The organism is Bradyrhizobium oropedii, assembly GCF_020889685.1.
Taxonomy (GTDB): domain Bacteria; phylum Pseudomonadota; class Alphaproteobacteria; order Rhizobiales; family Xanthobacteraceae; genus Bradyrhizobium; species Bradyrhizobium oropedii.
In genome coordinates this window covers 40,889-54,971 of record NZ_JACMYO010000013.1, presented here as the reverse complement: position 1 = coordinate 54,971, position 14,083 = coordinate 40,889, and the positions used below count along the sequence as shown (strand labels likewise).

Sequence of the window (14,083 nt, the reverse complement as noted above, 5' to 3'; positions counted from 1 at the left end):
CTTAAAGCCAATCACTGGCCGTACATTTTTGGTGAAATTGCTTCGAGCCGAGGCTCGACCAGCCTGAACAGGACATCTGCTCCATGTCATTTCCCGCTCGCCCGATCGCGTTCATCCTTGCCGCCTCGAACCACGGCACGATGATCGTCAATCGCAACGATTATAATGTCACGGGTTCCGGGGGCGCTTACGGGGTCGGATACCAGATCCTGAACGGGTCGAGCTTCGACGCAAGCGAAGTCGGCTTCATGCTGGCGCTGCTGAACCGGCGACGGCAGTATTTCGGCGATGGCGTGGTCGCGATCGACGGCGGCGCCAATATCGGCGTGCACACGGTCGAATGGGCGCGGCACATGCACGGTTGGGGGCGCGTGCTCAGCTTCGAAGCGCAGGAGATCGTTTACTACGCTCTGGCCGGCAACATCGTCATCAACAATTGCCTCAACGCGCGCGCCAAACTCGCCGCCCTTGGTGAGCACGACGGCGAATTGATCGTTCCGCAGCCGGATTATTTCGCGCACGCCAGCTTCGGCAGCCTCGAACTGCGCGAGCGCACCAATACCGAGAGTATCGGGCAGCGCATTTCGTACGATCCATCAAGCGGGAGCACCGTGCCGATGGTGCGCATCGATTCGCTCCGCCTCGACCGCGCCGACCTGTTCAAGCTCGACGTCGAAGGCATGGAACTGGACGTGCTGCGCGGAGCCCGGCAAACGCTGCAAGATCGGCGGCCGATCCTGCTGATCGAGGTGATCAAGTCCGACCAGGCCGCGATCCGGGGATTGCTCGACGCGTTGGGATACCGGTATTTTCCGGCCGGGCTCAATCTCATCGCACTCCACGCGGAAGATCCGGTCCTGCAGCACATGAGTCACAGCGACGGTGTGACAAGGCTCAGTTGATCGGGCCGAGAGCGGCGGATCTTAGTTATCGGCTTGCACGGCTCAGCGCATGATCAGCACGCCCGCCCCGCCGATCATCAGCACGACGTAGAACGCGAACACACTGCCGACCCATTTCCAATCGATCTGTCCGTGTTCGGGGCTGAGGCTTTCGATGATGCCGTGCATGATGATTTCCTTAAGGGCGCTTTCGCGCGAAGCGGGTACCGGTTCGCGTGAAGAAAGCGCGTCAAAACAAGAATCCGGAGCCCCGTTCCGATTCAATCGGAACGGAAAAGGCTTGAGAAGTCGCGTGCGCGGCGTATAGCCCGCACCTCGAGCAAATCATGTGACTCACTTCACACTTTGCTATCGCGGAGCCAACCCAAGCGTGACCGGCCCAGAACTGAAGAAATTGCGCGAACATCTCGGCGAGGCACTCGGCCGGAAGCTGACGGTGGCTGATATGGCGAAGCTGTGCGGGCTGACGGCTGACGGCGGCGCCGAAAAACTCCGCAAGTGGGAGGTCACCGGCCCGACCCCGAAGGTCGCCGGGCTGCTGCGCATCCTGGCGATGGCGAGCGAGCACTATCCGATCCTGGAGAAGTTCGACGTGTTCGATCGCCACGACGTTCCGGTCAAGGATCGTGCCGCGCGCCGCCAGGCGTTCCGCGAACAGATCCGCGACGACGTGCGCAAGCGACTGGCTTAGCGGACGGCCTGGTCAACAGGCCTCGCGGGTCCGCGCGCCGCGTTAAGCCTTCCTTCATTCCGGCTTAAGCGTCCGTTAGGCACAACAAAACGTTTCGCCGCAAAGGGTGCGACTTAACGCTCCAAGTCGTCTTCCGGTGACAGCATTTTATTCAAATGCGGGCTAACCCCTCGGCCATGGATGGCGCCATTCACGCTGCGCCTCATGACTTGTCCGGAGACTGCCCCATGAAGAAGTTCCTGCTCGCAACCGCAGCCGCAGCCGTTGCCGTCGTGGCCTTTGGCGCGACCGCCCAGGCCGCCGACCTCGGCTCCCGCGGCTATTATCAGAAGGCGCCCGCGCCTGTTTACGCCGCTCCGCTCTACAACTGGACCGGCTTCTATCTCGGCGGCCATCTCGGCGGCGTGTTCTCGGGCAGCAACAACACGTTCAACGGCCTCGCGCTGACCGACTCCAGCGCCCGCTTCATGGGCGGCGTGCAGGGCGGCTACGACTGGCAGCTGTCGCCGATGTGGGTGATCGGCCTCGAAGGCCAGTATTCCTGGGTCGGCAACCACCAGCTCAACGCGATCTTCCCGGGCGGTTACGCCTACAACAACAACCAGCGCGGCATTGCATCGATCACCGGCCGGGTCGGCTACACCTGGGGCCCGGGCCTGATCTATGTGAAGGGCGGTTACGCCTATTCCGACAACAACGAAACGGTGACGCTGGGTGGCGCGCAGGTACCCTTCGCGCTCAGCGACAACCACAGCAACGGCTGGACCATCGGCGGCGGCGCCGAATACATGTTCGCGCCGAACTGGTCGGCCAAGGTCGAGTACCAGTATTACGACTTCGGCGACAGCCGCTTCACCGCGCCGGGCGCGCTGGCGCAGTACGGCACCTTCCACAATGACGAGCACACCGTGAAGGCGGGCCTCAACTACCGCTTCAACCTCGGCAACCTCGGCGGCCCCGCTTACGGCCGCTACTGAGATTGCGAATACAACCAGGCGTAGAAAAGGCCGGCTCACGCCGGCCTTTTTGCGTCCGATCGCGTGCATCGATTCCGCACAGCGAACCAGGACGGCGCCGGCGCGCGTCAGCCCCGAAAAATCCCGCAGATCGTCGCAATTTTCCCGATTTTGTTAACCCGCCGCACCGATACTCCCGCGCCGGGGAAACATCCAAGAGTAGTAGTGGCCAGGGGTAGTGGGCCAAGGGGGCACGGGGCAATGGCGTTTCGGTTCAAGCTCGGCAAACCAAATCTCAAGCGTATCCGCCTGCCGCAGATGGGCGTCAGGGGCAGCCTGTTCGCAGCATTCGCCGTAATCGCCGGCATGGCGCTGGTGATCAGCGCAGGCGCCGGCATCGTGCTGCATCAGCTCGGCGGCACCATGAGCGATCTCTCCGGCCGCGACATTCCGCGGCTCGCCGCGAGCCTGCAACTCTCCGCGCAGAGCGCCTCGCTCGCAGCCCAGGGTCCCGGCCTGCTCGCCGTGCAGAGCGAGGATGCGCTGAACGACCGCACCAAGAAGGTGCAGGAGGTCGCGAAGCAAACCAACGCCAAACTCGGCGAGATCATCGAGCTCGGCGCCGACAAATCGGTCGTCAGCGCGCTGCAGGAGAACGTCAAGAACACCGACGAGGCGACCAAGAGCCTGATCTCGGCGGCGCATGAGCGGCTCGACGTCGGCGCGCTGCGCGACAAGCAGTACAATGCGCTGCGCAAGGCGCAGGGCTCCTTCGCCTCCGCCGCCGGTCCCGCGATGCTCGATGCGCAGACCCGGCTCAACGCCATCCTCGCCGCGGCCGAAGTCTCGGCCGACGATGCGACCGAGGCCGCCCGCACCGTCGGCCAGATCAGCAACGTGCTGTCCATCGGCAATCTGATGGCCGCCGACATGACCGCGGCGCTGTCGGCCAATTCCAGCGAGACGCTCGATGCGATCGAGGTGGAGTTCAAGAAGGGCCGCGAGCGCATCAAGTCCAACCTCGACGACCTGCCGAACAATCCGGCGATCGTCGCCGTGCGCGACACCGCGCAGAAGCTGCTCGTGCTCGGCGAAGGCAAGACCGGCGTGTTCAAGGTCCGCCAGAAGGAACTCGACTCGATCGATTACGGCCAGACCATCCTGGAAGAGACGCGCAAGCTCAATGTCGGGCTCGGCATCAGCGTCCAGCAGCTGGTCGACGCCGTGCAGAAGGAGACCGACGCGTCGACCTTCCAGGCCCGGCAGCAGATCTCGCTTGCAACGACGGTCATGATCGGCCTCGGCGCGCTGACGCTGGTCGGATCGTTCCTGTTCGTCTGGCTCTATGTCGGGCGCAACATCCTGCGCCGCATCCGCGGCCTGCAGCGCTCGATGCAGCTGTTGTCCGACGGCGATCTCGACACCGAGATCCCGCAGAGCCGCCAGCGCGACGAGATCGCGGTCATGGCCGACTCGCTGCAGGTGTTCCGCGAGAGCATGATCGAGAGCCGCGAGCTCACCGACAACCAGAACAAGGACCGCTCCGCCAAGGCGGAGCGCGCCTCCCGCATGGAGACGCAGATCGCAGCGTTCGAGTCCAACGTCCAGAGCGCGCTCGGCAGCCTGCAGACCGCGGCCAACTCGATGCAGTCGACCGCGCAGAGCATGTCGGCGACCGCCGACCAGTCGAGCGCATTGGTCAACGCGGTGGCCTCCGCCGCCGAGGAGACCTCGGTCAACGTGCAGACCGTGTCGGCCGGCACCGAGGAGCTGTCGTCGTCGATCTCGGAGATCGGCCGCCAGGTCGTCACCTCGGCGGAGATCGCCCGCAAGGCCGTGGAGGAAGCCAGCGCCACCGACACCACCATGCAAGGGCTTGCCGACAACGCCGCGCGCATCAGCGTCGTGGTCGACCTGATCCAGACCATCGCCTCGCAGACCAATCTGCTCGCGCTCAACGCCACCATCGAGGCGGCGCGCGCCGGCGAGGCCGGCCGCGGCTTTGCCGTCGTCGCCTCCGAGGTGAAGAATCTCGCGAGCCAGACCGCGAAGGCGACCGAAGAGATCCGCCAGCAGATCGTCAGCATGCAGGATGTGACGACCACCGCCGTCTCCGCGATCCGCAACATCTCGAGCACGATCGGCGAGATCAACGACGTCACCACTGCAATTGCGGCTGCCGTCGAGGAGCAGGGCGCGGCGACCCGCGAGATCGCCCGCAACATCCAGCACGCGGCGGGCGGCACCAGCGAGGTGTCGAGCAACATCGTCGGCGTCTCCACCGCCTCCGCCGAGGCCGGCGCCGCCGCCGGCGAGGTGCTGAGCGCCTCCGACGCGCTGCGCCGCGAGGCCGACGTGCTGCGCTCCGAAATCGACGGCTTCCTGTCGAACATCCGCGCGGCGTAGCAACGCCTCTGTGCGATCCGTAGCCCGGGCTTGATCCGGGTTACGGAATTCGGGTGCCATTCCACCCCATTCTCCGGACGACTATCTGATTTTTCGGCTGGCGCGGCGGGCCGTGTCCCGCTAAGCCGGTGGCATGCATACGAAGACCGACAGCCTTCCCTCCTCCGCGGAGGCACTGCGATACCCCTGGGAGAACCATCCCGGCCACGACCAGGTCGTGGAGGTGGCCCCCGGCGTGCTGTGGGCGCGGCTGAAGCTGCCGTTCCGCCTCAACCATGTGAACATCTACCTTCTCGCCGATGGCGACGGCTGGACCATGGTGGATGCCGGCTTCGGCAATGAGGAATCGATCGCGGCCTGGACCACGTTGTTCGAGGGACCGCTGAAGCACGTCAAGGTCAAGCGGCTGATCGTGACGCACTCGCATCCCGATCATGTCGGTCTCGCCGGCTGGATCACCGAGCGGTTCGACTGCCCGCTGTTCATGTCGCAGGTGGAATATCTGCAATCGGTCTATCACCAGAACCGCGGCACCGAGGAACGGCGCAACGCGCAGCGGCTGTTCTTCCGCCGCCACGGCATGGACGAGGACCTGACCGAGAAGCTGCTCGGCCGCGGCCAGGATTATCTGAAGCGCGTCTCGGTGCTGCCGCCGTCCTATCACCGCCTCACCCATGGCGACGAGGTCGTGATCGGCACGCGGCGCTTCAAGGTAATTACCGGCGGCGGACACGCGCTCGACCAGGTGATGCTGTATTGCGCCGCCGACAAGCTGTTCCTGTCCGCCGACCAGGTGCTGAGCAAGATCTCGCCCAATGTCAGCGTCTGGGCGGTCGAGCCCGAGCAGAACTCGCTCGGCGAATATTTGGCCTCGCTGGCCAGCCTGACCACCACTTTGCCCTATGACGTGATGGTGCTGCCGGGCCACGGCGTGCCGTTCTACGGGCTGAAGACCCGGATCAAGCAGCTCGCCGATCACCACGAGGAGCGCTGCCGGCTGATCGCCGAGGCCTGCCGCGAGGTGCCGCAGACCTCCAAGGAACTGGTCCCGGTGGTGTTCCACAAGCACGTGCTGGACGAGCACCAGATGGGCTTCGCCGCCGGCGAGCTGGTCGCCCATGTCAATTACATGCTGGTCGAGGGCCGCCTGACGGCCGAGATGCACGACGACGGCATGCTGCGCTTCAAGACGACCTGAGACCGGCCGGGCCCGTAATGCCCCGGGCAATTTGACCGAAATCAAGCCGGATAGACGGCCACTAGGGCAATTTGCCCAACTGCGACGCATGCCCGGATGTGGGCCAATGCATGGACATTAGAGCTGGAAAAGCTCTAAGAAGAAGCAGCTATTCCGGTCAGGTTCCGCTTTCTGGGTTTGCCGATGAATTACAGCCAGTTTTTCCAAACCGCCCTCAATCGCCTGCATGACGAGCGGCGCTACCGGGTGTTCGCCGACCTCGAGCGGATCGCGGGACGCTTCCCGCACGCGACCTGGCATTCGCCGAAAGGCAGCCGCAACGTCGTGATCTGGTGCTCCAACGACTATCTCGGCATGGGCCAGCACCCCAAGGTGGTCGGCGCCATGGTCGAGACCGCGACCCGGGTCGGCACGGCGCCGGCGGCACCCGCAACATAGCGGGCACCCATCATCCGCTGGTGCAGCTCGAGGCAGAGCTCGCCGACCTGCACGGCAAGGAAGCCTCACTGCTGTTCACCTCGGGTTACGTCTCGAACCAGACCGGCATCTCGACGCTTGCCAAGCTCATTCCGAACTGCCTGATCCTGTCGGACGCGCTGAACCACAATTCGATGATCGAAGGCGTGCGCCAAGCCGGCTGCGACCGCCAGATCTTCCGCCACAACGACGTCGCGCATCTCGAAGAGCTCTTGATCGCCGCCGGTCCCGACCGGCCGAAGCTGATCGTCTGCGAGAGCCTCTATTCGATGGACGGCGACGTCGCGCCGCTCGGCAAGATCTGCGATCTCGCCGAGAAATACGGCGCAATGACCTATGTCGACGAGGTGCATGCAGTCGGCATGTACGGCCCGCGCGGCGGCGGCATTGCCGAGCGCGACGGCGTGATGCGCCGGATCGACGTGCTTGAGGGCACGCTCGCAAAAGCATTCGGCTGCCTCGGCGGCTACATCGCCGGCCGCGCCGAGATCATCGACGCCGTGCGCTCCTATGCGCCGGGCTTCATCTTCACGACCGCCCTGCCGCCGGCGATCTGCTCGGCCGCGACCGCTGCGATCCGCCACCTCAAGACCTCGAACTGGGAGCGCGAGCGCCACCAGGACCGCGCCGCCCGCACCAAGGCGATCCTGACCGCAGCCGGCCTGCCCGTGATGTCGAGCGACACCCATATCGTGCCGCTGTTCGTCGGCGATCCCGAGAAGTGCAAGCGCGCCTCCGACCTGCTGCTCGAGGACCACGGCATCTACATCCAGCCGATCAACTATCCGACCGTCGCCAAGGGTACCGAGCGGCTGCGCATCACCCCCTCGCCCTACCATGACGACGGGCTGATCGACGCGCTGGCCGAGGCCCTGCTCCAGGTCTGGGACCGGCTCGGCCTGCCCCTGCACCAGAAGTCGCTGGCCGCCGAGTAACCCTATCCGTTTCCGACCCCGAATTCGGGCCGGTCGTGCGATGCACGGCCGGCCCTTTGCGTTATAATCCTGATACCCGGCCCTCCCAGCGGCCGGGACAGGAGATGAGCAGCGATGCTGCACGACTGGGGCGTTATCGCCACGGCGTTCGCCTACATCGGATTGTTGTTCTTCATTGCCAGCCGCGGCGACCGGATGTCGGCGGGCGAGCGCGGCCGTGCCAGCCAGTGGATCTATCCGCTGTCGCTGGCGATCTACTGCACCTCCTGGACCTTCTTCGGCTCGGTCGGCTTCGCCACCCGCACCAGCGTCGACTTCCTGGCGATCTATGTCGGCCCGATCGTGATGATCGGACTGTGCACGCCGCTGCTGCGCCGGGTGATCGGGCTCGCCAAGTCGCAGAACATCACCTCGATCGCCGACTTCATCGCCGCCCGTTACGGCAAGAGCCAGGCCGTCGCGGCGACCGTCGCGCTGATCGCGATCATCGGCTCGGTGCCCTACATCGCGCTGCAGCTCAAGGCGATGGCGTCGTCGCTGGAGACCATCCTGAGCGAGGATCAGGCATTCTCGAAAATCCCCGTTTTCGGCGACATCGCACTGATGGTGACGCTGGCGATGGCGGTGTTCGCGGTGCTGTTCGGCACCCGCCACACCGACGCGACCGAGCACCAGCACGGGCTGATCCTGGCGATCGCAGCCGAATCCATCGTCAAGCTGGTCGCCTTCATCGCCGCCGGCGCCTTCGTCACCTTCTGGATGTTCTCCCCGGTTGAACTCTATGAGCGCGCCCTGAAGACGCCGGAAGCGGTGCGTGCGATCGAATATGTGCCGTCGATCGGCAATTTCCTGATCATGACGCTGCTGTCGTTCTGCGCGATCATGCTGCTGCCGCGCCAGTTCCATGTCAGCGTGGTGGAGAACTCGACCCCCGCCGAGGTCACAAGGGCGCGCTGGCTGTTCCCGCTCTACCTCGTCGCGATCAATATCTTCGTGATTCCGATCGCGATCGCGGGTCTCGTCATCTTCCCGTTCGGCGCGGTCGATGCCGACATGTTCGTGCTGGCGCTGCCGATCGAGGGCAATTCGCAATTGCTCAGCCTCGCGGTGTTCGTCGGGGGCCTGTCGGCGGCGACCGCGATGGTGATCGTCGAATGCGTCGCGCTCTCGATCATGGTCTCCAACGACATCGTGCTGCCGCTGGTGCTGCCCCGCAGCGACGACGCCCGCGTCGGCCAGAAGGATTTCGGCGATTTTCTCCTGAAGGCGCGCCGCTTCTCGATCTTCGCCATCATGGTGCTGGCGTATTTCTACTATCGCGCGCTCGGCAACACCCAGCTGGTCGCGATCGGCCTGTTGTCCTTTGCCGCGATCACGCAGCTGGCGCCGGCCTTCTTCGGCGGCCTGTTCTGGCGCCGGGCCACCGCACGCGGCGCCATGGCGGGCATGCTGGTCGGCTTCGCGATGTGGCTCTACACGCTGTTCATCCCGAGCTTCCTGGAAAACTCCACCGGCGGCCTGATGCTGCTGCAACACGGGCCGTTCGGGATCGAGGCGCTGCGGCCGCAAGCGCTGTTCGGCGCCGACCTGCCGCCGCTGCTTCATGGCGTGTTGTGGAGCCTTGCGCTCAACATCCTCTGCTATGTCCTGTTCTCGCTGGCGCGCGCGCCATCCTCGATCGAGCTGTTGCAGGCCGACGTGTTCGTGCCCAATGCGCTGGCCCCGATCGCGCCGAGCTTCCGGCGCTGGCGCACAACGGTGACGGTCCAGGACATCCAGAGCACGGTGACGCAATATCTCGGCCCCGACCGCACCCGCGAGGCCTTCGCCGCGTTCGCCGCCGACCGCAATATCGTGCTGCAAACATCGGCGCCCGCCGACTTCGAGCTGCTGCAGCACGCCGAGCGGCTGATCGCCTCCTCGATCGGGGCGGCGTCCTCGCGCCTCGTGATGTCGCTCTTGCTGCAACGACGGACGGTGTCGGCCAAGGCAGCGCTGAAGCTGCTCGATGACTCCCACGCCGCGCTGCATTTCAACCGCGAGATCCTGCAGACCGCGCTCAATCACGTGCGCCAGGGCATCGCGGTGTTCGACGCCGATTTGCAGCTGATCTGCTCCAACCGCCAGTTCTCCGAGTTGCTGGGGTTGCCGCAGCATCTGGTGCAGCTCGGCATCCCGCTGCCGGAGATCCTCGAATTCATGGGCGCGATCAGCCCGCCGGCGACCGGCGACGGCGACAGCCTGCTGCAATTGCGCCTGCGCGCCTACACCACCGAGGGCGAGCCCTACCTGGAACGCTTCACCGACCGCCACCTGGTGATCGAGGTGCGCGCCAACCGCATGCCCGGCGGCGGGCTCGTCATCACCTTCTCCGACGTCACGCCGAGCTTCGAGGCCGCGGAGGCGCTGGAGCGCGCCAACGCGACGCTGGAAAAGCGGGTGCGCGACCGCACCGAGGAGCTGACGCGGCTGAATTCTGAGCTCGCCCTCGCCAAGGGCATCGCGGAAGACGCCAACGCCTCCAAGACGCGTTTCCTGGCGGCCGCCAGCCACGACATCCTGCAACCGCTCAACGCCGCGCGCCTCTATGTCACGAGCCTAGTCGAGCGCCAGAACGGCGGCGAGGATTCACGGCTGGTCGAGAACATCGACGACTCGCTCGAGGCGATCGAGGACATCCTGGGCGCGCTGCTCGACATCTCCAGGCTCGATGCCGGCGCCATGACACCGGCGATCACGAGCTTCCGGATGGCCGACCTGATGCGCTCGCTGGAGATCGAGTTCATGCCGATCGCCCGCGACAAGGGCCTCGATCTGCGCTTCGTGGCCTGCTCGCTGCCGGTCGAATCCGACCGCTCGCTGCTGCGCCGGCTGTTGCAGAACTTCATCTCCAACGCGATCAAATATACCCCGCGCGGCCGCGTGTTGATCGGCTGCCGCCGCCGCGGCGAGACGTTGCAGATCAGCATCTTCGATACCGGCGTCGGCATTCCCGTGCAGAAGCGCGGCGAGATCTTCAAGGAATTCCACCGCCTCGAGCAGGGCGCCCGGATCGCCCGCGGCCTCGGGCTCGGCCTGTCGATCGTCGAGCGGCTGGCGCGCGTGCTCAACCACCGCATCGCGATCTCGGCCAATGTGAGCGGCGGCTCGGCGTTCTCGGTCACTGTGCCGGTCGCGACCGCCGTCAACCACACCGCGGCCGTTACCACGGCCACGCCGCTGTCGAAGACACCGATGAGCGGCGCGCTGATCGTCTGCATCGAGAACGATCCCGCCATTCTCGACGGCATGAAGACGCTGCTGACGGCGTGGGACGCCGAGGTGATCGCGGTGACCGATCCCGACGCCGCGATCAGCGCGATCGAGGCCGCTGACGGCCGCGTCACCGGCGTGCTGGTCGACTACCATCTCGACCGCGGCAACGGCGTCGCCGCGATCCGCGAGATCCGCCGCCGCTTCGGCGACGGCATCCCGGCCATCCTGATCACTGCCGACCGCAGCCCCGCGGTGCGCTTGGCCGCGCGCGAGGAAAACATCGCGGTGTTGAACAAGCCGGTCAAACCGGCCTCGCTGCGCGCCCTGCTCGGACAATGGCGCACCCAGCAGATGGTGGCGGCGGAGTAGCCTTACGGCGGGCCGGCTTGCGGCTTGCGCAGCGCCCGCAGGCGGAGCCCGGCCGCAACGGCGAGCATGGCCGGCACCACAAAACTCGCCGGCACCCAGAAGGCGGCGCGCGCCATCGTGGCGTCGGCAATCGCAGCCGACAGGCCGCTGGCGTTTGCGATCAGCCCCGCGATCGCCGCACCGAACGCAAAGCCCATCTGCTGGATGGTCGGCACCGACGAGGCCGCGACCACTTCGTCGCCCGCCTTGGCACTGTCCATGATGCGATGTGCGACGAGCGGCCAGCACTGACCGATACCGGCTCCCAGCATCGCGATCGCCATGACCATCAGGATGATGGACGCCGCGCCGTCCGGACCGAGCCACCCGATCGCGGCAAGACCAGCTGCCATGATCGCAGGACCGGTCAGCATCAGGCGGTCCGCCCGGCGGGCCGACACGCCGGCCGTCAGCAGCGAGGCGGCGCTCCAGCCCAGCGAAGCGCAGGCGACGGTGAATCCGGCCGAGAGCGGATCGAAGCCGTGCAGTTGCTGCAGGAACATCGGCACGTAGATTTGCAGCGGACTGAAAGTGATGCAGAGCAGCAGCGCGAGCCACAGACCGACGCCGGTGCCGGTGCGCCAGGAGAACGCGTCGCTGGGCAGCAGCCGGGGTGACGCCAGACGATCGAGCCGCAACATTGCGACAAACGAGACGATCGCCATCACGATCAGGCCGAGCTTCAGCAAGGACGATCCGGCAGCAGAGGTGGCCGACGTCGCGGCGATGGCAAGGCAGATCAGCGCGACACGGCCGAGCGGTACGCGCGCCGACGACGTGCGCTGCGCCGCGGAGACCGGCGGCAGCACGAAGAAGGCAGCGATCGCCAGCACGACGGCCGTTGCGGCGCTGGCGACAAAGGCGCCGCGCCAGCTCGCGAAATGCGCAAACATCCCGCCGACCAGCGGGCCGATCAGCACCGACATGCTCCAGCTCGTCGACATCAGTGCGATCGTCCGCGACCACATGTGTTCGGGAAACGTACCGCGCACCAGCACATAGGCGACGGCAGCCTCGAGGCCGCCGCCGAATCCCTGGATCAGCCGGCCGGCCACGATCCAGCCCATCGCGGGGGCGAGCGAACACAGCACGGCGCCGACGCCGAAGATCGCAACGCCCACGCAGTAGACCTGCCGGGCGCCGAGCGCGGTTGAGAGCACGCCGACGCAACTCGCCGCGACGATGGAGGACGCCAGATAGGCGGTGGTCGGCCAGCTCAGCATGGCGACGCCGCCGAGTTCACCGACGATCGACGGCAGCACCGTCGTCAGCATCAGCACGTTCATGGATTGCAGCAGCACACCGCCGAGCAGGATGGCCAGTGTCGGGATCCATTCGCGCTTGAGGAGCGATCGCCATCCCGCGCGGACTTGTTGTTGCTCCATGTCGGAGTTCTCCATCCGGACTGGCGCCAAGGCAGTTGCACGCGGCGGCGATTTCCGGTTATTTTAGATAGCATCTTGTTTCTAAAATAAGCCGATGAGTCAAGACGACACAAACAGCCAGGATCGCATCCTGTTCGAACTGAAGACGCGCGGCCCGCAGACCGCTGCCGGCATCGGCGCGCGCCTCGACATGACGCCTGCCGGTGCGCGCCAGCATCTGCTCAAGCTCGAAGCGGCGGGCCTCGTCGAAAGCGGCGATGAACGCGAAGGACGCGGGCGGCCGCGGAAGTATTGGCGTCTGACGGCGCCGGGCCACGCGCGCTTTCCCGACCGCCACTCCGACCTCACGCTGGATCTGCTGCGATCGATGCGTGAGGTGTTTGGCGAGCGCGGTCTGGAGACGCTGATCGCGCATCGCGAACGCGCCGGCATTGCCGACTACCGGAAGGCGGTCGGAACCGAGGGCTCACTCCGACAGCGGCTCACGGCGCTCGCCCGGATCCGGAGCCGGGAAGGCTACATGGCGAGCGTGGTCAAGGACGCCGGCGGCTTCCTGCTGATCGAGAACCACTGCCCGATCTGCGCGGCGGCGGCAGCCTGTCAGGGCCTCTGCCGCTCCGAACTTGCGGTGTTTCGCGCCGTGCTGGGCAGCGACGTCGTGGTCGATCGCGTCGATCACATCCTGGCCGGCGCGCGGCGCTGCGCGTACCGGGTGATGCCGGCCGCCTGAGAGTCAGCTCGACGGCGTGCCCTGGCGCCACTGGCCGCCGGCGATCTTGGCGGCGGCGATCACGGCCTGAGTGCGGCTTTCGACGCCGAGCTTCTGCAGGATGGCGGAGACGTGGGCCTTGATGGTTGCCTCGGAGACGCCGAGCTCGTAGGCGATCTGCTTGTTGAGCAGCCCCTCGGACAGCATCATCAGCACCCGCACCTGCTGCGGGGTCAGCGTCACCAGACGGTCGCGCAGCCGGGTCATGTCGGGATCGCCGGCCGCCGACAGATCGGTGTCCGGCGGAACCCAGACGTCGCCCTCCATCACCTTCATGATGGCATCCCGCAACGTCTCGACGCCGAAACGCTTGGGGATGAAACCGGAGGCGCCGAAGTCGAGCGAGCGGCGGATGGTTCCGGCATCGTCGCTGGCGGAAACGATGACCACCGGAATCGCCGGATATTGCGCCCGCAGGTAGATCAGGCCGGAGAAGCCGCTGATTCCCGGCATGCTCAGGTCGAGCAAGATCAGATCGACCTCGGAGTCCCGTTCCAGGAGCGCGGTCAGATCCTCGAACGATCCGGCCTCGCTGATCGTGGCCGAACTCACGACGCTGGACACCGCCTGGCGCAACGCATCGCGGAACAGCGGATGGTCGTCGGCGATGACAAGATGAGTATTGGCAGCAGCAGTCATCTCAGTCCCACAAGCGGATTTTGGCAAACCCGCGCCGTTCGGTTGTCGCCCGCGCGGCAGTA

General features: G+C 65.8%; 10 protein-coding genes and 1 pseudogene. 8 read left to right on the top strand and 3 right to left on the bottom strand.

Annotated features, from left to right (window positions below; all coding sequences use genetic code 11):
* Positions 1-248: 248 nt before the first annotated feature.
* Positions 249-902, top strand: a complete 654-nt coding sequence (locus tag H8A95_RS06280; protein WP_229182376.1) for an FkbM family methyltransferase — start codon at positions 249-251, stop codon at positions 900-902.
* A gap of 42 nt (positions 903-944) precedes the next feature.
* Here H8A95_RS06280 and H8A95_RS43725 read toward each other — a convergent pair whose 3' ends face one another.
* On the bottom strand, positions 945-1,070 hold the full coding sequence (locus H8A95_RS43725; RefSeq protein ID WP_274613517.1) for a hypothetical protein: 126 nt from the start codon (positions 1,068-1,070) through the stop codon (positions 945-947).
* A gap of 202 nt (positions 1,071-1,272) precedes the next feature.
* Here H8A95_RS43725 and H8A95_RS06275 point away from each other — a divergent pair, with 202 nt between their 5' ends.
* From H8A95_RS06275 to H8A95_RS06250, 6 genes and pseudogenes are all read left to right on the top strand, one after another.
* Positions 1,273-1,593 (top strand): hypothetical protein, encoded by a 321-nt coding sequence (locus H8A95_RS06275; protein WP_229182375.1) that lies wholly within the window; start codon positions 1,273-1,275, stop codon positions 1,591-1,593.
* Between the two features lie 227 nt (positions 1,594-1,820).
* Complete coding sequence (locus tag H8A95_RS06270; protein ID WP_229182374.1) at positions 1,821-2,570, top strand: outer membrane protein; 750 nt, start codon at positions 1,821-1,823, stop codon at positions 2,568-2,570.
* A 240-nt stretch (positions 2,571-2,810) separates the two neighbouring features.
* The gene (locus H8A95_RS06265; protein WP_229182373.1) at positions 2,811-4,955 is read left to right on the top strand and encodes a methyl-accepting chemotaxis protein; all 2,145 of its coding nucleotides are present in this window, start codon (positions 2,811-2,813) and stop codon (positions 4,953-4,955) included.
* 133 nt (positions 4,956-5,088) lie between these two features.
* On the top strand, positions 5,089-6,153 hold the full coding sequence (locus H8A95_RS06260; RefSeq protein WP_229182372.1) for an MBL fold metallo-hydrolase: 1,065 nt from the start codon (positions 5,089-5,091) through the stop codon (positions 6,151-6,153).
* Positions 6,154-6,336: 183 nt separating this feature from the next.
* Positions 6,337-7,565, top strand: a pseudogene (gene hemA, locus H8A95_RS06255) (5-aminolevulinate synthase).
* A 114-nt stretch (positions 7,566-7,679) separates the two neighbouring features.
* Entirely contained in the window at positions 7,680-11,189 is a 3,510-nt protein-coding gene (locus tag H8A95_RS06250) for a PAS domain-containing hybrid sensor histidine kinase/response regulator (protein ID WP_229182371.1), read from the top strand.
* 2 nt (positions 11,190-11,191) lie between these two features.
* Here the strand turns inward: H8A95_RS06250 and H8A95_RS06245 are convergent, their stop codons facing one another.
* Entirely contained in the window at positions 11,192-12,613 is a 1,422-nt protein-coding gene (locus tag H8A95_RS06245) for an MFS transporter (protein WP_229182370.1), read from the bottom strand.
* A 94-nt stretch (positions 12,614-12,707) separates the two neighbouring features.
* On the opposite strand from H8A95_RS06245, the gene H8A95_RS06240 reads away from it, so the two are divergent.
* Entirely contained in the window at positions 12,708-13,343 is a 636-nt protein-coding gene (locus H8A95_RS06240) for a helix-turn-helix transcriptional regulator (RefSeq protein ID WP_229182369.1), read from the top strand.
* A gap of 3 nt (positions 13,344-13,346) precedes the next feature.
* Here the strand turns inward: H8A95_RS06240 and H8A95_RS06235 are convergent, their stop codons facing one another.
* Positions 13,347-14,021 (bottom strand): response regulator, encoded by a 675-nt coding sequence (locus tag H8A95_RS06235; RefSeq protein ID WP_050630075.1) that lies wholly within the window; start codon positions 14,019-14,021, stop codon positions 13,347-13,349.
* Positions 14,022-14,083 lie beyond the last annotated feature (62 nt).

Coding starts and splice junctions, on each gene's coding strand:
- H8A95_RS06280 (WP_229182376.1), top strand. CDS start 249: ATGCTGGCGCTGCTGAACCGGCGACGGCAGTATTTCGGCGATGGCGTG.
- H8A95_RS43725 (WP_274613517.1), bottom strand. CDS start 1,070: ATGCACGGCATCATCGAAAGCCTCAGCCCCGAACACGGACAGATCGAT.
- H8A95_RS06270 (WP_229182374.1), top strand. CDS start 1,821: ATGAAGAAGTTCCTGCTCGCAACCGCAGCCGCAGCCGTTGCCGTCGTG.
- H8A95_RS06265 (WP_229182373.1), top strand. CDS start 2,811: ATGGCGTTTCGGTTCAAGCTCGGCAAACCAAATCTCAAGCGTATCCGC.
- H8A95_RS06260 (WP_229182372.1), top strand. CDS start 5,089: ATGCATACGAAGACCGACAGCCTTCCCTCCTCCGCGGAGGCACTGCGA.
- H8A95_RS06250 (WP_229182371.1), top strand. CDS start 7,680: ATGCTGCACGACTGGGGCGTTATCGCCACGGCGTTCGCCTACATCGGA.
- H8A95_RS06245 (WP_229182370.1), bottom strand. CDS start 12,613: ATGGAGCAACAACAAGTCCGCGCGGGATGGCGATCGCTCCTCAAGCGC.
- H8A95_RS06240 (WP_229182369.1), top strand. CDS start 12,708: ATGAGTCAAGACGACACAAACAGCCAGGATCGCATCCTGTTCGAACTG.
- H8A95_RS06235 (WP_050630075.1), bottom strand. CDS start 14,021: ATGACTGCTGCTGCCAATACTCATCTTGTCATCGCCGACGACCATCCG.